This window comes from Pseudoalteromonas rubra (genome assembly GCF_000967655.1).
GTDB lineage: Bacteria > Pseudomonadota > Gammaproteobacteria > Enterobacterales > Alteromonadaceae > Pseudoalteromonas > Pseudoalteromonas rubra_A.
This window is the reverse complement of the sequence record NZ_JXYA01000007.1, coordinates 23,663-47,558: the sequence shown is the minus strand read 5'-3', so window position 1 is coordinate 47,558 and position 23,896 is coordinate 23,663. Positions and strand designations below refer to the sequence as shown.

The following is a 23,896-nucleotide window of genomic DNA, read 5'->3' as shown; positions in this document are numbered from 1 at the left end:
CACTATATTGGCTAACAAACCCACCAACAGCCTCACTTACAGTTAATGCTAGCTAAGAGGGCCCTAAACTGCAAACTATGATATGATCTGTGACAGAAAAAACAGTAAAATAATGCGATGAAACGTCCCCTTTGCAATCACTGCCAGTTTCCTGAGCAGACTTGTGTCTGCAAGTTCCTTGGCAAGCCGCTCAAAAACCACTGCAAGATACTGGTGTTACAGCACCCCAGTGAAGTCAAAGTCGCTAAGAATACGGTTCGCCTGTTATCACTGCAACTTAGTAACCTTGAGGTCGTTGTCGGTGAGTCTGAAGCCGATTTTGCGCAAGTGCGCGAGCAACTTCAGTCAGTTCAATGCGCACTGCTTTACCCTTCTGAAAACGCTATGGCGCTCTCTCCCTCCCAGGAACAAGCAAATCGGCCAATCATAGAGACCTTGGTGGTACTGGATGGCACCTGGAAAAAAGTGCACAAAATGCTGATGCTCAACCCCTGGCTGATGACACTGCCCCATGTCTCATTCGCTCAACTGCCTGAAAATCAGTACCATATACGCAAAGCAGAGCAAGCCTTTAGCCTCTCAACACTGGAAGCAACCGCACACTTTTTACATCTGTATGAGCAAGTCTCACCCGCACCACTTTATCAGGCGCTGGCCGGCATGATTGAACAACAAACCAGGCAGATGCCTGAGCATGTAAAACAAAGGTACTTACGTGACGAATAATCGGTCGAATAATCGATTAAAGCGGCAGTTTTTTCGTGACGGGCCGGATTATCGCTTTGGCGACCAGGCCAGCTTTGATGAGATCAAAGCCACCTTTGGCTTCAAGACCATTACCTTAGGTGCCTGGGTCAATAAAGACGAGCAACACATAGCCGCAAACTTACTCTACGATGCGCTGGCCGACCTCACCCAACTCCTGTCACTGCCCCCTTTTGCAATTGGCCTCAGAGGCACTTTAAATTTAGCTTTTGGCAGTGGCGGACAGGCCGGCGTGCAGGCGCATTACGACAGCAACAGGCGCACTCTGGCAATGGCAAAAAATGCAGGGGGTGGTGCTCTTGCACACGAGTGGTGGCATGCTTTCGATCATTACATTGCCAGGCACATGTTCAGTGAAGTGGGAGCACACGACTTTGCATCGGCGCTGTGGCTCGTGCAACCGCCGTTGCTGAGCCACCCGCTTAATCAACAGCTTGATGATCTCTTTCGCATTTTGTTTCTGGATAGCAGCACACAGGAGCCGAGTGATTATTTCAAACGTGCCGCGTTACTGGATAAGGCGCGTGGCAGTCAGTATTACGCCCGGCCTCAGGAGCTCACTGCTCGTGCTTTTGAATGGGTCATAGCCAGCCAGCCTCAGATCCGCAATGCTTTTTTAGTGGATGATGTACTCGGCTCGGAACTCCAACATCAGGGCGGCTTTCCCGATGCAGCGATTGCAGCAGCAACCGTAGACTCGACTATAAACTACTTTCAGATGCTAGGTGCTGCGTTATATCGTCAAGCGCAATAAACTGCGCTAACCAGTCCTGATACTGGGCAAATGGCAAGGGCCGGGAAATATAAAAGCCCTGACCAATATCACAGCCAAAGGCCTGCAACATCTGATAACAGTGCACACTTTCAACCCCCTCGGCAACCACCATTGACCCCAGGCTGTGCGCCATATCACAGGTGGCCTTACAGATCGTCTGATTGGTTGCAGAGCTGGCTATATTCATCACAAAGCTTTTATCAATTTTTATCTCATCAACACCCAGCTGACTGAGATAAGCCAATGATGAGTAGCCGGTACCAAAGTCGTCAATGGCCATTTTAACGCCCAGGCGCTTAAAGCCATCAATGATCTCATTGAGATCCGCCTCATTGGCTAAAGTCGCAGATTCAGTGATTTCCAGCATCAGTTGCGAAGGCGCCAGATTAAGTTGGCTGATCAGGGTGATCAGTTGCACCGCCAACTCCTTTCTGCCAATGTCTTTACCTGATACATTCAGTGATAACACGTGCTGTGGATAGAGACGACACAACTCAGCCTGGGCAGATAGCGCCTGCTCCACAACCCAATCCGTTATCTCAGGGATCATGCCCGACGCTTCAGCAATGGGGATAAATTCATCGGGCGGTATTACGCCTAATTCTGGATGATGCCAGCGCAACAACACCTCTGCACCGAACACTTCTCCCTGTTGCAGCTTGACCTGAGGCTGAAAATACAAGGTAAACTGGTTTTGTGATATCGCATACTTCAACGACGATGCCACTTTGATCCTTCGCTCCAAAGACAAGGAGTCGTTATGATCGAATAGCTGCCACTTTTGAGTACCAAGCGGGCGTGCCGATATTGCCTGTAAAGCGCGCTGCATCAGCGCTTCTGTGGATTGTGCATGAATAGGATTACTCGCCACACCAATTTCGAGCTGATCGACCAGCAGCTCGCCTTTAAAGTTTACACCCTCTTCAAAAATGGAGGCCAACAAACAGGCATATTGCTCTACCTGGCTCAGCTCAAGTTTACCACGCAGTATAATGGCAAACAGGGCGTCATCTAATCGGTAAATTTGGGTCTTACTGTTTGGCTCAGCCGCAATCGTCACCCGGCCATAGGTATCCAGTTGAAACTGCACTTTTTTTAACAAAGATTTCAACTGCATAGCCGCATAATCCCAGCCCATGTTCAGCCTGATCACCGTCAGTACTTTAGGTCGGAACATAATCAAAGTATGGTGCTGATGGGTGCTATGCAGACCGTCTAAGGCCTTTTGTAGCATGTGCCGGTTAGGCAGCCCTGTTTCTTTATCATGATTGGCATAGCGAAGGAGTAGCAGTTTTTTCTGTCTCTCATGCCAGTAAACATAGTAACCGAGCAGCAATATATGGCCCGTCAACAAAGCATGATTAAGCACATAGTAATATGAACTGGCAAACACACCTAACTGCCCCAACATCAAGATCACCAGCAAAATCAGCGCAGGCATAAAAGCCAACGCCAGTAATCGGGCTTCGTATTGATATTGTCTAGGCTGCATCCACAGTAAGTACGCGACATAGGCCGTAACCACCAACCCGGCCATCACCTGAAACAATAACTGATAGCTGGCATGCAATGGTGCACTGACACACACAACCAGCAACAAGGCCCACAATAATCGCCACACATAGTGCTTATGCTGTTCATTCAGCCGTTTTTGTGCGACAAAATAATGGAAGAAGCATAAAGCACACGCCAATGACAGCAAGAAAAACTGGCTACTGTACGTCGCCAGTGCACCACTCAACACAGCAGGGAATAGCATTGTATTGATACCACTTTGTGCACCACTGATAAAAGCAACTAACAATACGTATACCGCGAGCGCCAATAACCCCGGCCTGAATTGGGAAACTGCCATCACCAACAGAAACAATGCCAAAAAGTAAATGCTGCCCGCTTCAACACCAAATAAAAAGACTCGGCGACTAAAGCGTTGCGCAAAATCGGATTCATTCGCTGCACTTATCAAGAGCCACTGAGGGTGGCTCCCTTGCGCCTGAATATAAAGCTGCGCGCTGTGTTCACTTCTTGGCACTTTAACATGTGGTAATACTGCCTGAGCTGGCGATACCAGCTCTTTGGCAGGCGCAACCAATGTGTATTGAATTAGCTTATCGTTGCGTTCCAGGTAGAATTTAAGGACGCCCTGAATGGGCTGAGTGTAAATCACTTGCTCGTGTTGTACGTCAGGGGGAATGTCAATCCGTACCCAGGTTGAGATCCCGCGTTGCAGCTTGACGCTCTGCTCTGCTTCTGTCATTTGTGCTGTTATCTGACGGACCTCAGCCAGGCTCAGCTGATTGGTTGCATCATTATAAGCTTTAAGTGACATTACCGCCTGCTCGCCTGCCAACAACGCATCAGCACGAGCATGGCTTTCCAACAGCAAGCCTGTCATCATAACCAAGATTACCGCCATCACGCGTATCACGCCTGACCACATCCCAACCTCCTTGAGCAAGTGGCATAGTTCGATCAATCAGCGGGCCGGTTATACCAATTTCACTTAATACCTGTTCAATTTGACGGAGCAAATTGGTATTACAACAGTGCCCAGTGTTACTGGTTTCAGGGATTGCCAACATCAAGCGAACATATTCAATAATTCACGGTGCGATGTAGCTTTGATGTTAAGTATGGAAGCTGAAGTTTGAATTGCCAGTATCAAGTTAAAAAATCATCATTTTTGCTGGCAATTGAAAGGGAGGGTTGGGTGCTGTACGGCACGTACTTTCCCGGTACATGCCATACTGTTTATTCGGTGCAATATAAGCTTTTTTATTAGCGATTGTCGTCGCTTATCCGGCTCGCGATGGCGCTGTTCTGACCTTTGTATTTCGCATCTTTACGCATATTATAAGGTGCCTCAGCCGGGCTGCTCAGCGTCTCAAAGCTCAGCGCGCCAATCTTCATTTTTGGTCTCAAAGCCAATGGCAGTTTGCCTGAGTTATAGAATTCCAGCACAATATTCCCTGACCAGCCCGGATCAATGCGATGTGCGGTCACATGGACCATCAAGCCCAATCTGGCGAGCGAGGAGCGGCCATCCAGCCAGCCAACCAGATCGGCTGGCAAAGTCACAGATTCATAGGTCATGGCCAGCGCCAACTCACCCGGGTGAAGGAAAAAAGCCTGACCATCCTCAAGCACAATCTCGTCACTCATTATGGATTCCATCGCCTCGTTGATCTGCTCCTTAGGACCACTCAAATCAACATAAGGTGCGGCATGATCCTGAAACACCCGGAACTTATTACCCAGACGCAGGTCAACGGTTACCCCTGAGATCATCTCATCGCCCGGCGATGGCACAATTTGAATGTGTTGATTTTTTATTGCTTCTTTTATGTCTCTGTCGGAGAGTCTCATTGCTTAGTCATCCGTTATTAGAATTTCGACTCCTTGAGTCGATTTCGATTGTAAATACAGCATACTGCTCACCAACTGCGCGCAGTAAATATAATGATCTTTTATCGCCAGCGCCTGAGCTGTGATGTTAGCCCCTTGCTCTGAGTTTTCCCGAATACCCGTATCCAGTGGAATTTCAGCAAGTAACGGGACACCATGGCGAGCCGCCAACTTTGCTCCCCCTTCACTGCCAAATATTGCATTTTTGCCATCGCAATGCTGACACGTAAAGTAGCTCATATTTTCGATAAGGCCGATGATCGGCAGATTAACTTTGTTGAACATCGCAATGCCCTTTTGGGCATCAGCAAGGGCCAGGTCCTGTGGCGTTGTTACCACAATAGCGCCGCTGGCAGGGACTTTTTGCGTCATGGTCAGTTGAATGTCGCCTGTACCCGGAGGCATATCTACTATCAGGTAGTCCAGCTCACCCCATGCGGTCTCATTTAGTAACTGAGCAAGCGCCTGTGACGCCATCGGGCCACGCCACACAGTTGCGTCGTCCTGAGCGACTAAAAAGCCGATGGACATCGCCCTGATCCCATCTTTCTCAAACGGCTTTAGGGTCTTTTCGTCTAGTGCTTCAGGCTGTTGTCCTGTCAGTCCCAATAATGAAGGAATAGAAGGACCATAAATATCGGCATCCAGAATCCCAACCTGAGCGCCCTGAGATGCCAATCCCGCAGCCAGATTCACGGCGGTTGTTGACTTGCCAACGCCGCCTTTGCCCGAAGCCACCAACACAATATGCTTGATTTGCTTAAACTGGGTTGTACCGGCCACGGCTGTGTGGCAGGTAACGCGAATGTCGGTGTTCAAGGAATCACTCAAATGTGAGGCCAGTATCTCGCCTTGCCCGGAGGCTGCAAAGGGTAAGGTCAATGACACTTGCCAGCTCGTGCCTTTCGCTTGCCCCTCTACTATCTCCGTTATCCACTGCGTATCGATCCCCATTGGAAAAATCGCACTACGGTAGTGTTGCAGGTGAGTTTTAATCTGTTCTTTGATGGGGTCCTTCCTCGTAAATAGTTTTTCAATACCAAACATACAAATAAAACGCCTTGAGGTGATGAAATGGGCGCTGGAATTATGTAACATTCACCTCATTAAAACCAGTCAAATTCGCGTCTGCCGGGATTTTCCCGGCCGTTCTGGTCAGTCTTTTAGCAATAATCGACGCACAGACCGGGCCGAAGTTTTTGTGCTCTGTATAGATGAGGTTAAAAATCAGCACCGAGTCAGGTGTCAGTCAGCCTATCTGCAAAGCCAAACTGAGCCGCTCTATTTTCATGGAATAACTATGACAAAGAGAAAAATTCTCATAACGAGTGCACTGCCCTATGCCAATGGACCGACTCACCTGGGTCACCTGTTGGAATATATTCAAACTGATATCTGGGCACGCTTCCAGAAGCAACAAGGCCACGAAACCTATTATGTGTGCGCCGACGATGCACACGGCACCCCGATTATGCTCAATGCACAAAAGCAGGGCATTACACCGGAAGAAATGGTTCAGCAAGTCAGTATTGAAAGACAGCGAGACTTTGCCGACTTCAATATTGAATTTGACAACTACCATAGCACCCACAGCGATGAAAACCGCGAGCTCAGTGAGTTGATCTATACGCGTCTGAACGACAAAGGTCACATCAAAAAGCGCACTATCTCTCAGCTGTTTGATCCTGAAAAGAGCATTTTCCTGCCGGATCGCTTTGTTACCGGTACTTGCCCAACCTGTAAAGCAGAAGACCAAAATGGCGATAGCTGTGATGCCTGCGGCGCGACATATAGCCCAACTGAGTTGATTGACCCTAAGTCTGTGATGTCGGGCGCGACACCTGTGCTGAAAGATTCCGAGCACTTTTTCTTCGACCTGCCCGCATTTGAAGACATGCTGAAAACCTGGCTGCACTCTGGCAGTCTGCAGGCTGAAATGGCCAATAAGCTGGATGAATGGTTTGCAGATGGCTTGCAGCAATGGGACATCAGCCGCGATGCGCCATACTTTGGCTTTGAAATTCCAGGGGCGCCTGGTAAATACTTCTATGTTTGGCTGGATGCGCCGATTGGCTACATGGCCAGCTTTAAAAACCTCTGTGACAAGAAGGGCCTGAACTTTGATGAGTTCTGGACTGAAGGCTCTGACGCTGAGCTTTATCATTTTATTGGTAAAGACATCATCTACTTCCACAGCCTGTTCTGGCCGGCTATGCTGGACGGTGCAAACTTCCGTAAGCCAAACAACGTCTTCGCTCACGGCTTTGTCACCGTAAACGGCGCGAAAATGTCGAAGTCAAAGGGCACTTTCGTCAAGGCACGCACCTACTTGGAGCACCTGGACCCTGAGTATTTGCGTTATTACTACGCCGCTAAATTGAACAGCGGTGTTACTGACCTGGATCTGAACCTGGAAGATTTCGCCCAGCGCGTTAACTCAGACCTGGTCGGTAAAGTCGTCAACATCGCCAGCCGCTGTGCCGGCTTCATCACCAAAAAGTTCGGTGGCAAACTAAGCAGTACCGTAATGGATGAAGCGCTTCTGGGTAGCTTTGTGGCAGCCAAAGACAGCATTGCAGGTCATTATGAAAACCGCGAATACAGCCGCGCTGTACGCGAGATCATGACGCTTGCCGACAAAGCCAACCAGTTTATCGACGCCGAAGCGCCGTGGGTCTTGGCTAAAAATGAAGACACCTTAGAGCGCGCCCACCAGGTGTGTTCAATGGGTCTGAACCTGTTCCGCGCATTGCTGACTTATCTTAAGCCGATACTGCCGGGCATGGCAGCCAATGTTGAAGCCTTTTTAAATACCGAGCTCAGCTGGGATAGCCTGGAAACCCCACTTGTTGACCATGAAATCAACAAGTTTAAGGCACTGATGCAACGTGTTGAGCTGGATAAAGTCAATGCCATGATTGACGCTTCGAAAGAAAGCCTGGAGAAGAAAGTGGGCGGTCAAAGTACTCAGCCAGCCGCTGACAGCCCGCTGGCTAAAGAGCCCATCGCCGACGAAATCGAGTTCGATGATTTTGCTAAAGTTGACTTACGCGTGGCAAAAATTGCCAATGCTGAGCACGTCGAAGGCGCAGACAAATTACTGAAGCTGACACTGGACTTGGGCGGTGAAACCCGTCAGGTATTTGCTGGCATTAAATCGGCCTATGCACCGGAAGATTTAATCGGCAAGCTCACTGTAATGGTTGCCAACCTGAAGCCACGTAAAATGCGCTTTGGTATGTCACAAGGCATGGTACTGGCCGCAGGCCCAGGTGGTAAAGAGATCTACATTCTTAATCCGGATGAAGGCTCACAGCCTGGCATGCGTGTAATGTAAACCACCATCCGGTTAAAATGGATAAACGGGCCACAAGGCCCGTTTTTTGTTTTGATAAAACTGTTTAGGCGTCCTGTGACAACTGGTCGCGTACTGTCATCAGGGCATAGCCCAACAGATTGAGCCCTTTCCACTTTTGAGGCACGCTTGCAAACTCGTGATCCTCAGCCAGACCAATCCCCCAAATTTTATCCACCGGACTGGCCTCGACCAGAACCCTCTCGCCAGTTGAAAACAAGAATTCCTTCAGTTCAGGATTTTGGGCAAACTTCAGCATGTTTGCACTGACAACAATATCGAATCGCTTAGCATTCCAGGTGGCTTCATCAAAACCGGTGACAGCTCTGCCCAACTTTTTGGCCTCATCGGGGTGGCCACATTGTAAAATACGCTGCGCCACGTCATGGCTATCAAATAGCATCGCCTTGTGATACATCATATAGTGCTCGGCGGTTTTGAAGACCAGTCCATCCTGCTCAAAGCGCGCCGGATACCATTGACTGAAACAAGATTTAGAGACACCTGACTTGGCTTTTTGGTGGCCCCAGAAAAAGACAAATTTTGGCTTTTTTGCTTTCGCAATCTGCTCGATTAACTGCGCGTTACTCGTTACTGCCACAAAGACTCCCTATGTGTGATTTTAATACTCAGGGGCTTATCAGCGCCCCTCTGTTTCCAATTGCTCAGTGGGTTAATGCATGGACCATAATGAACTTGTGCTCGTCCATATCAACGACACTAAATCCATGTGGCTCATATAACTTTACCAAATGCGCTTCACAGCAAAGATACAATGCGGGCCAGTTTAAGTTTTTCGCCTTAGCAATCGCAAACTCAACCAAAGCCGTTGAGATGCCTTTGCCACGCTGTTCTGTCGGCACATACACGCCATCCAGCCAGTATTGATAGTCTGGGTGTTTGGGAAATATTTGGTGCTTAATTTCACCTGCACCAACCAGCTCATCGTCAATATAGGCGGCAAACCCTGTGCGGGAATCAGAGGAAGATATTTTATCAATCACACTCTGTATTGTGGCATGGGGGTCTTTACTGTCCCATTGCTGGTAATACCAGTTGGCGATGGCTCCTAAGTCCGGATGGTTGCACGCTAATTCTGAAACTTTCACTTGGGCTGTCCTTTATTGTTCTCTTGATATCCAATTTTTAAACTCAAAGCCTTCAGAGCACAGACATAATATGCACTCATTTAAGCCTTTGCTCTACTTAGTGTAACCATGTGCCTACAAATGGATGAGCCATATAGTACAGCAATATGGTCTATGTTGCTTTTACAAACGAACGGTACTTCTCATTGTGCATGGACCTTAAGCGCGGCTTTGTTCCTCAAGCTCGTCGCCTTTAGGTGGGGTATATGGCACCTTAATGGTGACTTCAATGCCTTCTCCCGGGGTTGAACTCGCCGAGATCTCGCCTTTGAGCAGCTGCGTGACCAGGTTATACACTATGTGCATGCCCAAACCGCACCCCCCCTGGCTTCTTTTGGTGGTGACAAACGGGTCAAACAGGGTTTTCAACCCCGTTTTTGACATCCCTATCCCGTCATCGCGATAGGTCAGCAACCAGTGCGTTTCAGCCATATGGGTTGATACGTCGACCTTGCCTTTTGGATGCTTTTCAAAGCCATGGATCATTGAATTATTAAACAGGTTAGTCATGATCTGGTAGATAGCGCCCGGGTAGGTGTTTACCAGCATGTCGTCGTCTCCTGTGATGGACAAGCTGATCTCTTTGCCTTTGCTGAGCGGTAACAAAGAACTGAACACATCGGCAATATAGTCTTTCACATTGATATCCCGCTCTACCTCACTGGATTGATCTACGGCAACCTGCTTAAAGTTGCTGATCAGCATCTGGGCCCGGTCCAGATTACGCAGGATCAGTCGGTACCCCTCTTGCTGCTCGGCGTTTGAGCGCTCTAAATCTGTTTGGCGTAACTGCTTCTTCTGCAACTTTTCGTCGATATTATGCAGACACTCCTGATTGTGTGTCAGCGCCGTTATGGCCACCCCCAACGGCGTATTTATCTCATGCGCAATTCCGGCTACCACGTTACCCAAAGACGCCATTTTCTCGCTTTCTATCAGCTCTTGCTGGGTGCGCTTAAGCTCCATCATCGCCTGCTCGAGTTTCTGATTTTTCTTATACAGTTCATCCGTGCGCATCGCCACTTTGATTTCGAGCTGCTCGTTCAGCGTTTGTAGCGCATTTTGATGTGCTTTTAATTCTGCTATGTCTTTTAGTGCCCCCACAATACGTTGTGGCCGACCATGATGGTCACGACTTACGACCTTGCCGCGCTCCAGCACCCAGCTCCAATGATCTTTTAGTGTTTTAACCCGCATGGCGATTTCATAGGTATCCTGCTCACCTTCGAGGCATGATTCGATCTTTTCCTCCCACGCAATACAATCTTTTGGATGCACAAACTGATCAATGTCCTCAACCGTCATGGTGGTTTGGTTTCTGCCATAGTCAATGCGCGGCTTTACGCAGTAACGATAGACTTTTTTGTCTTCGAGGTGCCAGTCCCATAATTCGTCACCGCTGGCCCATAAGCTCAGCTCCAGGCGCTGTTGCAGCTCGTTCATCACCCGGTTGTCATTCACGACCTGACGGTAGCGGGCCTGACGCTGCCTGAGCCACAAAGCAAAGCTCAGAGTTAGTGCCACAATATAAAAAGTTTTTGAATACCAGTCCCACCACCAGGGCGCCTTAATATGAATAGTAAAGCGATGTACTGGTGACTTCTGGTTAAAGCGGTTTACGGTATAGGTCTGAACCTGATAATTACCGGGTTCCAGCTTGAGCAGGTTGATCTGCCTGACGCCATCGGCCAGCTTGAGCCATTTGTCACTCAGCCCGACAATCCGATAAAAAAAGTTCAACCGCTCTGAGCCATAATCCAGGCTGGAATAATGCAAAGAAACAATATCCTGATTGTGCGTGAGCTCCAGTTTTTCGGTCAACTCAGGTGCCAGCGTCAGTTCGCTGCTGGCCTCGGGATGTAAGACTTCACCCAGCAATTCGATATTAGAAATAAGTAATGGCCGGATCCCAAAGGCAATCCGGATCTGCTCCGGATAAAACTGATTAAACCCTTTGGCGCCACCAATAAACACCCGACCATCCGGTGCCAGCCAGGCGGCGTTATAGTTAAACTCGTTATCCTGTACACCATCAACCACCAGGAAGTTGTCGATGTTGTGGTCGTGAATATTCACCCGGCTCAGGCCACCACTGGTACCAAGCCAGACATGCTCCTGCTGGTCAAATACCATGGCCCAGATGGCTTCATTGGCCAGGCCATCCGCCACTTTTAATACCTTTTCGACCTCAAACTGCTGATTGATAATGCTGACACCAGACTCACTGGCAACCCACACAGCACCAAGCGAATCGCGGGACAACATAAAGACAATATCTGACGCCAGGCCATTATTGGTGGTGAGTGATTTGATATTCTGGCCATCGTAATGATATAAGCCATCACCAACACTGCCAAAATAGAAGCCGTCGCCATCCACCAGCACCGACGACACATGGTTAGGCACCGACACAGATGGCGCAAAAAAAGGCATCAATTGGTTCTGGGCTTCGTCATAATAGAGTAAACCTAAGGTGCGGGAGCTAAGCAGTACCAGCTGTTTGAACACCGTGATGTCGTTAAAGCTCAGTTCCGGCCCGTTACCGAAGTCGGGGGTAAAGTAGGTGACCTCGCCGCTTATCAGGTTAAGCCTGGCCACCCCGGCGCCGCGTGACGTCAGCCAGGCATGATCGCCGACAATCTGCACCTTAGTGATAAAACTGTTAGCAAAACGCGCAAGCTGCGGATAGAGCTGCTCCGCTTTGACAAACCTTTGCTGCTCAAAAATATAACCGCCGTTGGAGGTTGCCACCCATAGCCTGTCAGAGGCATCCAACGCAAAGCTACGTACATCTGAGTTAGTCAAAGGGGCGTGTGGGTAGTTATATTCGCCCACGTGGCCAAAGGTTTCACTCAGCTGGCTGATAAAGTGTAACCCCCGGGTTTCCGTTCCAATCCACAGGTCACTGTTACTATCGCGAAACACCGAAAGAATACTACTATCCTGTAAACCCGATTTATTGTTGCCCCGTTTGTACCAGCGCTTTTTAATGTCGCCCTTCATATTGAGCAAATACACGCCATGACTGGTTGCAACAAATAGCTCCCCGGCCGATGCAAACACCGAATGCAGTACCAGGTTTGTATCCCGCGCAATGTTACTTTGCCACAACGCTCGCTCAAACAGCGTATCATAGGCGGTGAGCTGATTATCTTTGCCAATCAAAAAGGCACGCTCACCACTGACCGTTAAAGATTTAAAGTCACCCGCTAACAGCAATGTCGTGAGCCCGGTTTGGCGATTATTAACAACCAATCCCTGATCGGATAAGTAATACACCAGATTTTTATACACAGTCACATAGCGGATGAAGTCGCCTTCCAGCGCAAGCTCTCGCGGCTCTAACGTGGCTTTGTCTATGACGTAGTAAAAACCATCTTCGGTGGTCACAGAGATAGCAGCCCCCTGACAGCCAATGGATTGCACTCTGTCGGATGGGATAAGCGGGCTAAAATCACTCAAAAAGCTTTGGAAACGCCCCGTTACGGTATGATAAACACTGAGGCCGGTGCTGGTGCCAATCCACAACGACTCGCCACTGTGGCACAAGGCCGTAATAAAAGCGCCTGCCAGTGAAAAGGGATCTTGCTGACGACTGATAAACTGCTTAAAGGAGTGGCCGTCAAAACGATTGAGGCCCGCCTGAGTCCCTATCCAGATATAGCCGAGCTGATCTTCCTCAATTGCCGTAATACTGACCTGACTGAGGCCAGACTCATAGTCGTAATGACGCATTACCTGCGCGGTATCCGAAAACACTGGCACTGCCAAGAGGTTTGCAGAGCATAGCCACAGCACCACTGTGAGCAGGATGCAAAGCTTGGTTTGTTTTTTGTGTTGCTGATACAACCCGTTCACCTTTTATGCAGGCTCTTTGTTGTAACTATAGCAAAACTTTACAATCCGGCTGAGATGTTGCTTACCTTGCTAACAACACGTGTCATCGTGCTCTGTCAGCGCAAATTCTGTCATTTCACCATCGCCCCTTAACAGCCGGTAGCGGCTTAAGCGCCCCTGTTCTAATTCGACCAGACTGATTGCTGACGCGCTCACCAGGTAGCGTTTTTTAGGACTGTCACTGTGATGTTTGCGCACCGACAGTTGCCAGCGTTTTGTGAACAGGTTAAACGGGCTCCAGGGCGCAAACAGCCAGGTGTCCAGCTTTTCGAGCACATGCAGCAATCGCTTGGGAAACTCATTTTTAATCCCTGATGAAGTAAGCTGCCAGATGCGATTATCATGGCGGCCAAATCGAGCGGCCACTGAAAAACAAAACGAATAATGGACGTCACCCGAAAGAATAATGGTTTCTGAGGGCGTATCTTCGCGCTTAAAAATGTCGATCAGCTTTTTCGCGGCTCCCTCATGGGCCATCCAGTTCTCAACATCAACCACCAAAGGATGCCCACAAGCGTTGAATACCGCCTGTATGGTTTCAATGGCCTTAACCCCAAACACCGGCGCCGGACTGACCAGCAGCACGCTGTCCTGATCGAGCATTTGCTCCTGCAGTTCCATCAGGGTTTCCCAATCCATCAGTCCGCTTGGTTCGTTGAAGTCCTGCTCATTGCGCCAGCGGTGTGTGCGTGTATCCACTACCACCACTTTGGGTTGTGTTTCCAGGCAATAGTGCCACTGGGTAAAACGGTGTAGGGCTTTGTCAAAGCTGGTCAGCGCCCATTTATTGTGCGCAGTAAGGCTTTGTGTAAATCCGTCGAGCAACTTACCGGTTGCAGCCAGCGCATCATTTCCCATCCCCTGAAACAGCCAGTAGCTGATCAGTCCGTTGGCGATGATCCGACGGCTCGCCGGCGAATTGGCAATATTTTGCTCCCAGCGCGCGGTCAGGTTCCAGTCGTCGGTTACATCATGGTCGTCAAACATCATCAGGGTAGACACATTGGCAAACAAACGCTGTGCGGCGGGCAAAGTATCTATAAACCCTTCCAGTGCCCGCTTATCAGCGGCAAATTCCAGTGACTGTGCGTGGTTCAGCGACTGTCCGTGCAACTGCGGCAAGTCAACTAACTGCCAGGCCTGAGAACTGAAATTAAGCACATAGCAGGCAATAAATTCTTCCAGCGTAACCAGGTGATTACCGGCTTTGACACTGGAGAAATGGACTTCGTCTTTTTTCAACCAGTGGCCCAGCGTCCATTTACTGCGCTCCTGCCAGGGCGTTTTTGGCAACCAATGATGGCGCTGATAGAGCTGCTGCTGCAGCGAGTCAGGCAAGCTCAGCGCAACATTGTCCTCGGGATAGATCTCAAGCTGCGCGATCAGTGAATGCGCCGCCATCAGCATAGGCCCTGCCACATCATCTGCATAAATCTGGTCGCCGGACATAATTAACAGCGCGGGCCGTTTAGCGCTATCGTGCAAAGTATCACTCAGGTAATCGTCTGCGCTTGCCAGACTGTCCCGACTGTGATGATGGGGATTACGGCAGGAGCCATGCAACACACTATGCAAGGTATTGGGGATCATTAACTGAGGCGCCTCAGTATAGCTGAGCTCACTTAAGTCCAGCCATTGACCGTCCGCCTTTACGCGATAGCTTAAATTGGTATCGCACGCAAAGCGGCCTGCTTTTGGCGTGACCAACACAAAGCAAAGATACAGGTAAGTCCCGAGGCGTATTTCGCTCAGCTGAGACTCCACTTCAGTGCCCTCAACCTCTATCTCAAAGTCGGGCGCTGCCGTAGTCACAAACTGCAGGCAAAATTGCGTGGGTTCTGCCCGTCGCACCATAGGGCCGAGCAGCACATAAGGTAAATGGGCGCGGTTAGCTGGCATTACCACGCTGAGCAAGGCCAAACAAACGGTAGAAGTTGTCCGTTGTGGCGCAAGCTAACTCCTTGTAACTAATCCCTTTTAAATCCGCAATAAAATAAGCAACATCCTGTACGTAGGCAGGCTGATTGGTTTTACCACGATGCGGTACCGGTGCCAGATACGGCGAGTCCGTTTCAATAAGCAGTCTGTCGAGTGGTAAACGTTTTACGACATCTTGCAACTCAACAGCATTCTTAAAGGTCACAATCCCGGAAATAGAGATATAAAATCCCATATCAATGGCTTGCTTAGCCATTTCCCAGTTTTCGGTGAAACAATGCAAAACACCGCCACACTGCTGCGCGTTATGCGCACGCATAATATCCAGGGTGTCCTGCCTGGCGTCGCGGGTGTGGATAATCAATGGCTTGCTCAGCTCATTGGCAATATCAATGTGCTGTGCAAAACTGTCTCTTTGCACCTGGTGGGTGTCTTTTGAATAGTAGTAATCCAGGCCCGTTTCGCCGATTGCCACCACCTTAGGATGTTGCGCCAGCTCCCTGAGCAATGCAGGGTCCAGTGCATCGTCCTGGTTAAGCGGGTGTACGCCACAAGATGCAGACACATCGTCAAAAGGTAAAATCTTTTCCAGCATGGCTGGAAATTGCGCCAGGGTCACGCTCACACACAAAAAGTGCTCCACCTGTTTGGCTCGGGCATCGGTCAGGATCTCTGGCAGATCTTTGCCTATTTTATCAAAGTCCAGCCTGTCCAGGTGGCAATGAGAATCTACAATCATAACAACTCTTACATGGTGTAGGTGGGCTTGCCGGAATTCAGCTTAGTGCCCAGTATTTTTACTATTTTATCGTTCAGCAATTCGTCTTCGGCTTCAAATCCCACGCCAATGCCAGGCGGATTGGAGTTTTGCGCCCCTTGTGGTGTGATCCAGACGACTTTACCGGTAACAACGTCTTCTTCCAGCGCATCGGGTAAAGTAATGCGCAGCGTCAGTGCCTGCCCCATCTCATAGCGACTATTGGTTTGCACAAACAAACCGCCACTTTTCTGATACGGCATATAACTGCGATATAGTTCGTCATTGTCTTCAAAATCAACGAGTATTTCTTGCACCTTGACTCCTATCTTAAGGTTTGCTGCAACTGATAGCACAATCGTGACAGACTCAGGGCCAAGTTTAAGCCTAACACAGTTTGCTGGTCTACTGAAAACCGCCTTACGCTGGTGATAGCCGCCTGCGCTTTGATGAAATCCAGCTGACCCGAAGCCATTTTAGCGTTGATGGCAGCCACAGCAAACCCGCAAAATATTTTGACCAAGCTGGTGTCTGCCTGCAAAGCCTTGCTCAGTGTGTCACTATTTACACCTTCTCCAAGACGCTGCGCCTGCTGCCACAAAGCATCGATATCACCCAGCTGCTGTGCCTGCGCCCATCTGAGCAATAATAGCGGCTGCGAGATAAACTGACTGACCCAGGGATATTGCCCGGTATGGACCCCCTGCTCTGCCAGCCATTGCTCAACCCCCCTGCCATCGACTACCGCCACATTCATCTTGTTGCAGCGACTCAATACTGTGGCTGTCACGCGGGCGGTATCATTACACAGTAGCAGTAAATAGCGGCCTTTGGCGGGCTCTTCCAGGGTTTTTAGTAATGCATTGGCTGCAGACTCGGTGAGTTTTTCTATGCCATCGATCACCACCACTTTATTGCCACCCTGCTGTGCTGAGTGAAAGATAAAGTCGTTCAGACTGCGTATCGCATCAACACTGATGCTTTGCGACTCAGCGGCGATCAGTAGCTTGTCCGGATGATTGTCAGCTTCCAGTAACAAACAGCTTTTGCATTGCCCGCAGGCAACCAGTGATGTGCCTGCTTGCTTACATAGTAATGCCGCAGCGAGCGTGTGTGCAAACTCCAGCTTTCCCACTCCCGCCATGCCATACAGCATCTGCGCATGATGGAAACGCTGTTGCTGATAACTGGTCTGCAATTGGGTAAAAACCGATTCTAGCCAAGGATACATCTGGACACTCGCTAATCGTTTTTACGGTTACGATTTGTTGCAATCAGAGCATCAACCACTTTGAGGCAATCCGACAGCACCGATTGTTTGTCCTGGGATGCATCAATCACACAAAAACGCGCGGGGTCGGCCTTAGCCTGAGCCAGGTAGCCCTCACGGGCACGATGTAAAAACTCCATTTTTTCATCTTCGAGGCGATCCAGCCCTTCACCGCGCTGACTGACGCGTTGCAGGCCCAGCTGAGGGTCTAAATCCAGGATAAGGTTCATATCTGGCTTGAAGCCACCCAACGCCAACTCATTAATGGTTGTGATCGTCTCAAGGTCGATGCCACGTGCGTAATGCTGAAAGCTGAATGTTGCGGCGTCAAAGCGATCAGAGATCACCACTTTGCCAGCTTCAAGGGCCGGACGGATTTTTTCCTCGACGTGTTGCGCACGGGCCGCGCCAAATAACATCAACTCAGTCATTGACCCCATTTCTGGAGTACTGGGATCGAGGATAACGCTACGGACTTTTTCACCGATTGGCGTACCACCCGGTTCGCGGGTTAGTACCACGTCATACCCTTGTTGCTCAAGATAATCGGCAATGCCCTGGATCACTGTTGTTTTGCCCGCACCGTTACTGCCATCACAAACCAACATAAAACCTTTACTCATACACACTCTCTGCGGTACCACGCGATACCGTATACAATTACCTGAAAATGGCTGCCATTATAGCGGTTTCGTGTCGCTATCAGTAGGATTAATTCATTGAATAGTGTACCGTTTAGTGCATTAATCGATTTTCGCAGGGATAAACAATGCAAATTGATCTTCATCACGCTATGACCTGGGTGGTAGCCCGGGATGCCGGATTCTTGCCTGCTCAGGCCAGCACCATTGCCCATGCGGCACAATATGTGGATGATGCCACCAACTATGGCCACATTGAATTTAGCAATGGCGCAGCCTATGAGCGTATTGCGACCGCCCATAAAATGCTTGAATATCGCAACCTGGACAGCCTGAAAAATATGAAAGTCTGGGTGCCATTTCATTTTTTACCGGGCAATGGCGGACTACCGGCGGGACAAAACCCCAGTGGCAGCTTTATTCAAAAGCTCATTTGTCAGCCTCACTCATATGTGGCCAAAGACATGGTCGCAGAGGTGTTAGCGGACAAAGACCGCCCTTATTCACTGCACCGGCTGGGTATCACGGCACACGTGTTTATTGACACTTGGGGTCACCGGGGCTTTGCCGGTGTTGACCACCCGGTCAATCATGTGCGCGATATCAAAGATCACAATGGTCAGACACATCACTCGCTGATCGCAAAAGTCAGCGGGTATTTTGCCAATATCCTGCAAGACAACATTCCCAGCCTGGGCCATGGTCAGGCGTTGTCTCATCCGGACTTGCCCCACCAGCACTGGTCTTATCAAAATGGTTTAGGGGAGCACATTGAGCGCAATAACCCGATTGACTTTTTGCAAGCCGCAGACGAGCTGTGCAAGGTTTTTCAGACTTACCTGGTCAAGCCCATCACCGGGCTATCGCCGAATGTAAAGCAACATATTGCACAGTGTTTTGCTCAGTTCACCAGTGATGATCCTGAGCTGCGACACCAGCAGTGGTTGGATGCCATTGCCGCCGACCGCTTTGGTCTGGGTGCCCACCGGCTCAGTTATATCGCCAAAGGTCCGGGCTCCTGGAAACATCAGGCCCTTGGCACCACACTGGCACAGGGCGATGAGGCTTACTACGAGTACCACCCGGATTTTATGCACAGTGACTGGAAGCACTTTCATGATGCGGCGAAAAAACATCGTCAAAGTATCATTGTGGATATTCTGCCCAGATATGGGATCTGTGTCAGTTAAACCCGCTTGCACCGCCATCTGGCTCTGAAGCGGTGCAGCCAAAGCTATTGTTTTTTGAGGGTCACCGGCTGATCTTTAACGCCGGCATAAAACACCACTATCTGCGCGGCTTCTTTACCTACGCTTTTACCCCAGTGCCAGGTATCGACGACCTCAACCAGGGTATCACCCGCTTTAATGTGGATGATATCCCCGCTTTGTGTTTCGACCTGCAACTCGCCGCTTAACAACAGTCCGGCATTAATATACGGGTGCTTATGCGTTGGCAGCGTCTGTCCCGCGGGAATGGTAAAACGCATGATCTGCACCTCTGGCTGGCCTTCAGGATAGGCAGGTAAAACTGCACCATTCCAGCTGTGCTGCTGTTTTGTCAGGGTTTCAACCTGAATTTTTCCGCTGTGCGCTTGCTCAGCACTGACACTCATAAAACTCAGCAGCAACAGGGTCGAAAAGGAAAAAGCGATATTGTTCATAGGTGTTGTTCCGTCGTTATTTTCCCCACCCTAACGCATTAATGTGGGTTAATTGTGAAGTACCGTCTCGGTGATCTGGCGCTGCGGTGAGAGCCTGAGCATGATGTCGCATTGCTCTGGCAAAGTTGCTAATCCCCACTGTGTCAGACGCTGAAAAAACTGCACAAAATGCGCCACTTCCGACTGTGACATGCGGCGCGCCTGAGCGCCAGACAGACTAAGCTTTTGCTCCTGTTCAAAGCGCCAGCGGGCAACATGAGTAAACGCCTGCGCGTTGAGGAAAATGAGCTTGTCCAGCTGTGCAAACAGCGGCTGATAATCTGCTTTAAGAAAGTGATTAACCGCATGGCGATAGCGCTCATCTGGATCCTGGCTTTGCTCTAGTGGATTAACCGGAACACTGAGTTGTTGCTCAGTTTGTGGCCCGACGCCCAGGCACCAGCCCTCGACAATAAGGACATCCAGCACATTAGTCTTTGTCCATTTTGCCGGCTCAAATGGTTCATCCATAGACTTGTCGAAGCGGGGTAAGGTAAGCGGCCGACGAGCCCGAAATTGCGCGAATACATCCGTTGCCAATTCAGTGTTATGTGTGCCGGGGACGCCGCGAGTTTGAAACAAAGGGTGAATATCTGCAGCACGTTTTGCACGCTCGGCCCGGCTCAGATAAAAGTCATCCAGCGATACACATTCAGCGTTGAGGCCGAGCTGTATCAGACAGGTTTTTAAATACGTCGCCAGAGTTGATTTGCCACTGCCCTGTGAGCCACTGATCCCAAAGCACAAAGGCACCTGTTGTTCAACCTGCTGCGCCAGCCAGCGCGTAACCGGTGCCAGTGGCTGGATATACTGCGCATCCAGGCCCTGATTGTCACAAAATGCCTGCTGCCAGGGCGACAGAGTCCGAGATTTATCCATACGAAACTGAGCTAGTTAATCAGCTCATATTTGTAACCCGCACCATAAATGGAGTGAATAAACTCGCTGTCAGGAGACAACTGCGACAGCTTTTTGCGGATCTTTTTAATATGGCTGTCTATGGTACGGTCACTGACGATGCGGTCGTCGTCGTAAATGTTATCCATCAGTCGCGAGCGATTATAAATACGCCCCGGATGTGCAACCAGCGTTTGCAGCAACACAAATTCAACCTGAGTCAGTTCAACAGAGTTATTCTGATAACTCACGAACAAGGTGTTTTCGTCCAGCGTCAATTGCTCAGACTGAGGCACGCTCGACCCGACCCGGCGTAAAATGGCTTTAACCCGGGCAACCACTTCTCGCGGACTGTAGGGCTTGCAAACATAATCATCGGCCCCGACTTCAAGGCCCAGCAGCCTGTCTATTTCTTCGACTTTGGCGGTTGTCATGATGATCGGTACCATAGAATGACGGCGCACTTCCCGACAGATCACGATACCGTCGACATTGGGTAACATCAGGTCGAGCAAAATAATATCGGGTTTAAAGCTTTCCACGGTGGCCAGGGCATCGGCGCCATCATGCACCATGTGGAGCTCATAGCCTGCCTGGGTAACGTACTTGCCCAAAATGGTCGCAAGTTTTTGCTCGTCTTCTATGATCAGTACTTTTTGCATCTTCGGCGTTCACTTTCACCTTGGGTCTTCTCTTACCCAAAGCTAAGTGAAATCGCTTGAATTTACAACCCTTTTAAGTAAAACGCATCACCACAGCCAAGCCTCCTAACTCACTCTCGCGCGCTGAAATTGTGCCATTATGGGCCTGAACTATGCTGGTACAAATGGCCAGCCCAAGACCTGAGCCGCCCGAGACCCGATCTCGGGCCTGTTTAACGCGAAACAACCGGTCGAACAATTTATCCAGCAGCTTGGGGTCCACGCCGGGAGAGCTATCTTCCCACACGATCTCGGTTTGTGCGCCCTGCTGTTTAATGGTCACCCGAATTTGCCCTGGATTGTGCAGCTCTGAATCGGTATAGCGCAGCGTATTTTGCATCAGATTACTAAACAGCTGCGTCATTCTTCTGTCGTCACACGTCATCAGGCTCTGTGCGTCTCCTTTAAGCTGGTACTCAAAGCCGCGGTTGGTTAGCTGCGCCTGATGATTGCCAAAGGTTTGCTCGACCAGTTCGCCGAGACAGTGTGATGACATCTGGTAGCTTAGTGAACCTCTGTCCGACATAGAGAGCTGGTGCAAGTCATCCACCAGCTGAGTCAGGCGACTGATTTCTTCATGTAAGGACTGTAACTGCGCGGGATCTGTGTCAATCACACCATCGATCATGCCCTCCAGCTCAGCTTTAAACACAGCGATTGGCGTGCGCAGTTCATGGGAAATATCGGCAATCCATTGTTGTCGGGCTTGCTGGTTTTCCCGCAAGGTCTCGGACAGCGTATTCAAGTCTCTTGCCAGCATACCCAGCTCGTCGTTACTGTCGGGGTTTAGACTGCTCTGATAATCGCCTCTAGCCAGGTTTTGCGCGGCGCGGCGCAGCGCCAGTACCGGTGCTACCAGAAAGTGACTGAACGGAATGGCCAGTAAGCTCGACGCTATCAGGGCCACAATGGCGATGTACATAAACCAGTTTTTTTGTCGCTCTGCAAATAAGCTGTCAAAGCGATTGCTGATAACCAGGCCATCTTCCAGGCCCACGTACCCCAGCACTGGTGACGATGGGGAATCCGACTGATGTACAGGCTCCCATAAAGTGGTTCTGGTTGTCGTCAAAGAACCAATCACCTGCTCACCTGCGGCGTTTTTAAATACCAGGCGACCACCCATACTATCAGAGCGTCCTCTGGGGGGTCTGCGCTTTTGATGAGGGTGATCTCCGCGCTCGCCTCTGGGCGGGCGATCAGCGCCGGGCTTTGGACGTCTGTCAGTGTGATATTGCGCCTGAGGGTCTTGCTCATTGCGCATGCCACGACCATCCCGACCCGGTTCCGGACCCCGCTCAGTGAGATCTGATGGTCTGCGCGGGCGCTGCATGCTAGGACTGTCATAACTGTCATAGGACGGAGTCGCAGCGGCCGAAGTGGCACTTCTGCCGTTCCCTCTTAGTTCGCTTACCAGCTTATGCCATGCAGGATGACGAGGATATACCCAGTCGTCGCCATAGCGAGCAAAGTTGTCACGAATGCTTGGCATCAACGCAACCAGTCTGGCGCGGCTGTTTTGCTGAATATAATCGCGAAAGCTCTTTTCAAATGCAGCCTGATTAGCAAAGTAAATCGCCATGATCAATACGGTGTTGACCAACAGCAAAATAGCCAGCAGCTTGTGCCGTATTGTCAGTTTCATGGTGTAGCTACCTCTGTGAATGGAATTCAGAACATGTAAGACCAGATGCTAATCAGTATGTAAGGTCAATGTGCAAATAGTGTGGAAGTGGTGACAAAATTTACCAAAGCAGGAACACATCTGCGTGCCTGCTTGGGTGGCTGGCTTGTCAGATGCCAGACAAGCCAGGTTGCTAAGGAGATGAAGACGGCTAATTAAACTGCACGATTTCCAGGCCCAGAATATAGCCATCGCCTTCGCTGTTATTACCGCACCGGATGACTTTCACATGGGCATTCAAAGGAGGAATAGAGCCACCATGGCTGTCGATAAATACCTCCAGCATTTCATTCATTTCCAGAGGCTCGTCCACAATGATTGAGAGCCCCGTGGCACTTAAGTCGTGGCAGATGCCTTGCAGTTTATGACCCGTGGACAACACCGTTAACTGTGCCTGGGTATTGACCATCATGCGCATAAAGCGCCGTTTATCCTCGTGTATCATGGCGTGCTCCACTCTTTATTATCATTGCTTGCCTGCAAAAAATTACCTGGGAATAATTTGCACCATATTTTTTATTTTTTCCGATAAGGATTGCATAGAAAAAGGTTTAACCACATACGCATCGCAGCCTGCATCAAAGCCTGCTTGCTTCTCCTGCTCCGATTCAAGGCCTGACACCATAAGCACCGGAATGTCTCTGGTCTCTGGCGTATTTTTTAGCATCCGGCACGTGTCGTAGCCATCCAGCCCGGGCATGCACACATCCAGCAAAATCACATCCGGCGGATCGGCTATCGCATTAGACAGGCAGCTCTTGCCCGACTCAGCATAACTGAACTTAAATGCATCCGACAAAGCCATAGAGAGCATTTCAAAATTGAAATACTCATCGTCAACCACTAACACATGCGGCGTTTTCATCCTGCTCCCCTGTGTGGACATAGTCAATGCCGCTTCCTTTTCACAATCCAAAAATAGTTTCCTCTTAATAAGGTAATTGCCCCAATGCAAATTGCA

21 protein-coding genes are annotated in these 23,896 nt (G+C 49.8%); 4 read left to right on the top strand and 17 right to left on the bottom strand.

Annotated features, from left to right (window positions below; translation table 11 throughout):
• Nucleotides 1–117: 117 nt before the first annotated feature.
• Nucleotides 118–726: a tRNA-uridine aminocarboxypropyltransferase gene (locus TW77_RS04335; protein WP_046003746.1), complete on the top strand. Its 609-nt coding sequence runs from the start codon at nucleotides 118–120 to the stop codon at nucleotides 724–726.
• On the top strand, nucleotides 716–1,519 hold the full coding sequence (locus TW77_RS04330) for a CLCA_X family protein (RefSeq protein WP_046003745.1): 804 nt from the start codon (nucleotides 716–718) through the stop codon (nucleotides 1,517–1,519). Before TW77_RS04335 ends, TW77_RS04330 begins: the two co-directional genes overlap by 11 nt.
• Here TW77_RS04330 and TW77_RS04325 read toward each other — a convergent pair.
• The 3 genes from TW77_RS04325 to TW77_RS04315 all read right to left on the bottom strand — a co-directional run bounded on the left by TW77_RS04325 (nucleotide 1,467) and on the right by TW77_RS04315 (nucleotide 5,992).
• Nucleotides 1,467–3,980 (bottom strand): putative bifunctional diguanylate cyclase/phosphodiesterase, encoded by a 2,514-nt coding sequence (locus TW77_RS04325; protein ID WP_052713038.1) that lies wholly within the window; start codon nucleotides 3,978–3,980, stop codon nucleotides 1,467–1,469. The genes TW77_RS04330 and TW77_RS04325 overlap by 53 nt on opposite strands.
• 338 nt (nucleotides 3,981–4,318) lie before the next feature.
• On the bottom strand, nucleotides 4,319–4,906 hold the full coding sequence (gene dcd, locus TW77_RS04320) for a dCTP deaminase (protein WP_046003744.1): 588 nt from the start codon (nucleotides 4,904–4,906) through the stop codon (nucleotides 4,319–4,321).
• 3 nt (nucleotides 4,907–4,909) lie between these two features.
• Nucleotides 4,910–5,992, bottom strand: coding sequence for an Mrp/NBP35 family ATP-binding protein (locus tag TW77_RS04315; RefSeq protein ID WP_046003743.1), 1,083 nt, complete (start codon nucleotides 5,990–5,992; stop codon nucleotides 4,910–4,912).
• A gap of 253 nt (nucleotides 5,993–6,245) precedes the next feature.
• On the opposite strand from TW77_RS04315, the gene metG reads away from it, so the two are divergent.
• Nucleotides 6,246–8,282, top strand: a complete 2,037-nt coding sequence (gene metG / locus TW77_RS04310) for a methionine--tRNA ligase (protein WP_046003829.1) — start codon at nucleotides 6,246–6,248, stop codon at nucleotides 8,280–8,282.
• Nucleotides 8,283–8,346: 64 nt separating this feature from the next.
• On the opposite strand, the gene TW77_RS04305 is transcribed toward metG, so the two are convergent.
• The 8 genes from TW77_RS04305 to tmk form a co-directional block, all read right to left on the bottom strand.
• Nucleotides 8,347–8,901: an NADAR family protein gene (locus TW77_RS04305; protein ID WP_046003742.1), complete on the bottom strand. Its 555-nt coding sequence runs from the start codon at nucleotides 8,899–8,901 to the stop codon at nucleotides 8,347–8,349.
• A 64-nt stretch (nucleotides 8,902–8,965) separates the two neighbouring features.
• On the bottom strand, nucleotides 8,966–9,409 hold the full coding sequence (locus tag TW77_RS04300) for a GNAT family N-acetyltransferase (protein WP_046003741.1): 444 nt from the start codon (nucleotides 9,407–9,409) through the stop codon (nucleotides 8,966–8,968).
• Nucleotides 9,410–9,607: 198 nt separating this feature from the next.
• The gene (locus TW77_RS04295; protein ID WP_046003740.1) at nucleotides 9,608–13,297 is read right to left on the bottom strand and encodes a two-component regulator propeller domain-containing protein; all 3,690 of its coding nucleotides are present in this window, start codon (nucleotides 13,295–13,297) and stop codon (nucleotides 9,608–9,610) included.
• 78 nt (nucleotides 13,298–13,375) lie between these two features.
• Entirely contained in the window at nucleotides 13,376–15,244 is a 1,869-nt protein-coding gene (locus TW77_RS04290; RefSeq protein WP_046003739.1) for a metallophosphatase, read from the bottom strand.
• Nucleotides 15,234–16,022 (bottom strand): TatD family hydrolase, encoded by a 789-nt coding sequence (locus TW77_RS04285; RefSeq protein ID WP_046003738.1) that lies wholly within the window; start codon nucleotides 16,020–16,022, stop codon nucleotides 15,234–15,236. The genes TW77_RS04290 and TW77_RS04285 overlap by 11 nt, the downstream gene beginning before the upstream one ends.
• A gap of 8 nt (nucleotides 16,023–16,030) precedes the next feature.
• A complete protein-coding gene (locus TW77_RS04280) occupies nucleotides 16,031–16,357 on the bottom strand; it encodes a PilZ domain-containing protein (RefSeq protein WP_046003737.1) in 327 nt (108 codons plus the stop codon).
• Between the two features lie 8 nt (nucleotides 16,358–16,365).
• On the bottom strand, nucleotides 16,366–17,271 hold the full coding sequence (gene holB, locus TW77_RS04275) for a DNA polymerase III subunit delta' (RefSeq protein WP_046003736.1): 906 nt from the start codon (nucleotides 17,269–17,271) through the stop codon (nucleotides 16,366–16,368).
• Between the two features lie 11 nt (nucleotides 17,272–17,282).
• Complete coding sequence (gene tmk, locus TW77_RS04270) at nucleotides 17,283–17,933, bottom strand: dTMP kinase (protein WP_046003735.1); 651 nt, start codon at nucleotides 17,931–17,933, stop codon at nucleotides 17,283–17,285.
• 146 nt (nucleotides 17,934–18,079) lie between these two features.
• On the opposite strand from tmk, the gene TW77_RS04265 reads away from it, so the two are divergent.
• Complete coding sequence (locus tag TW77_RS04265; RefSeq protein WP_046003734.1) at nucleotides 18,080–19,141, top strand: DUF6765 family protein; 1,062 nt, start codon at nucleotides 18,080–18,082, stop codon at nucleotides 19,139–19,141.
• A gap of 44 nt (nucleotides 19,142–19,185) precedes the next feature.
• On the opposite strand, the gene TW77_RS04260 is transcribed toward TW77_RS04265, so the two are convergent.
• From TW77_RS04260 to TW77_RS04235, 6 genes are all read right to left on the bottom strand, one after another.
• Nucleotides 19,186–19,614, bottom strand: a complete 429-nt coding sequence (locus TW77_RS04260) for a cupin domain-containing protein (protein ID WP_052713037.1) — start codon at nucleotides 19,612–19,614, stop codon at nucleotides 19,186–19,188.
• A 48-nt stretch (nucleotides 19,615–19,662) separates the two neighbouring features.
• On the bottom strand, nucleotides 19,663–20,532 hold the full coding sequence (locus TW77_RS04255; protein ID WP_052713036.1) for a hypothetical protein: 870 nt from the start codon (nucleotides 20,530–20,532) through the stop codon (nucleotides 19,663–19,665).
• An 11-nt stretch (nucleotides 20,533–20,543) separates the two neighbouring features.
• Nucleotides 20,544–21,212 (bottom strand): response regulator, encoded by a 669-nt coding sequence (locus TW77_RS04250; protein WP_046003733.1) that lies wholly within the window; start codon nucleotides 21,210–21,212, stop codon nucleotides 20,544–20,546.
• A gap of 73 nt (nucleotides 21,213–21,285) precedes the next feature.
• The gene (locus TW77_RS04245) at nucleotides 21,286–22,896 is read right to left on the bottom strand and encodes an ATP-binding protein (protein WP_046003732.1); all 1,611 of its coding nucleotides are present in this window, start codon (nucleotides 22,894–22,896) and stop codon (nucleotides 21,286–21,288) included.
• A gap of 190 nt (nucleotides 22,897–23,086) precedes the next feature.
• A complete protein-coding gene (locus TW77_RS04240) occupies nucleotides 23,087–23,380 on the bottom strand; it encodes a PilZ domain-containing protein (RefSeq protein ID WP_046003731.1) in 294 nt (97 codons plus the stop codon).
• A 42-nt stretch (nucleotides 23,381–23,422) separates the two neighbouring features.
• Complete coding sequence (locus tag TW77_RS04235) at nucleotides 23,423–23,821, bottom strand: response regulator (protein ID WP_010381687.1); 399 nt, start codon at nucleotides 23,819–23,821, stop codon at nucleotides 23,423–23,425.
• Nucleotides 23,822–23,896: the final 75 nt, after the last annotated feature.

Excerpts from the sequence above, each read along its gene's own strand:
- TW77_RS04260 (WP_052713037.1), bottom strand. The coding sequence starts at position 19,614 with ATGAACAATATCGCTTTTTCCTTTTCGACCCTGTTGCTGCTGAGTTTT.
- holB (WP_046003736.1), bottom strand. The coding sequence starts at position 17,271 with ATGTATCCTTGGCTAGAATCGGTTTTTACCCAATTGCAGACCAGTTAT.
- TW77_RS04335 (WP_046003746.1), top strand. The coding sequence starts at position 118 with ATGAAACGTCCCCTTTGCAATCACTGCCAGTTTCCTGAGCAGACTTGT.
- TW77_RS04285 (WP_046003738.1), bottom strand. The coding sequence starts at position 16,022 with ATGATTGTAGATTCTCATTGCCACCTGGACAGGCTGGACTTTGATAAA.
- TW77_RS04265 (WP_046003734.1), top strand. The coding sequence starts at position 18,080 with ATGCAAATTGATCTTCATCACGCTATGACCTGGGTGGTAGCCCGGGAT.
- TW77_RS04240 (WP_046003731.1), bottom strand. The coding sequence starts at position 23,380 with ATGATACACGAGGATAAACGGCGCTTTATGCGCATGATGGTCAATACC.
- metG (WP_046003829.1), top strand. The coding sequence starts at position 6,246 with ATGACAAAGAGAAAAATTCTCATAACGAGTGCACTGCCCTATGCCAAT.
- dcd (WP_046003744.1), bottom strand. The coding sequence starts at position 4,906 with ATGAGACTCTCCGACAGAGACATAAAAGAAGCAATAAAAAATCAACAC.
- TW77_RS04255 (WP_052713036.1), bottom strand. The coding sequence starts at position 20,532 with ATGGATAAATCTCGGACTCTGTCGCCCTGGCAGCAGGCATTTTGTGAC.
- TW77_RS04250 (WP_046003733.1), bottom strand. The coding sequence starts at position 21,212 with ATGCAAAAAGTACTGATCATAGAAGACGAGCAAAAACTTGCGACCATT.
- TW77_RS04245 (WP_046003732.1), bottom strand. The coding sequence starts at position 22,896 with ATGAAACTGACAATACGGCACAAGCTGCTGGCTATTTTGCTGTTGGTC.
- TW77_RS04290 (WP_046003739.1), bottom strand. The coding sequence starts at position 15,244 with ATGCCAGCTAACCGCGCCCATTTACCTTATGTGCTGCTCGGCCCTATG.
- tmk (WP_046003735.1), bottom strand. The coding sequence starts at position 17,933 with ATGAGTAAAGGTTTTATGTTGGTTTGTGATGGCAGTAACGGTGCGGGC.
- TW77_RS04325 (WP_052713038.1), bottom strand. The coding sequence starts at position 3,980 with ATGTGGTCAGGCGTGATACGCGTGATGGCGGTAATCTTGGTTATGATG.
- TW77_RS04315 (WP_046003743.1), bottom strand. The coding sequence starts at position 5,992 with ATGTTTGGTATTGAAAAACTATTTACGAGGAAGGACCCCATCAAAGAA.
- TW77_RS04235 (WP_010381687.1), bottom strand. The coding sequence starts at position 23,821 with ATGTCCACACAGGGGAGCAGGATGAAAACGCCGCATGTGTTAGTGGTT.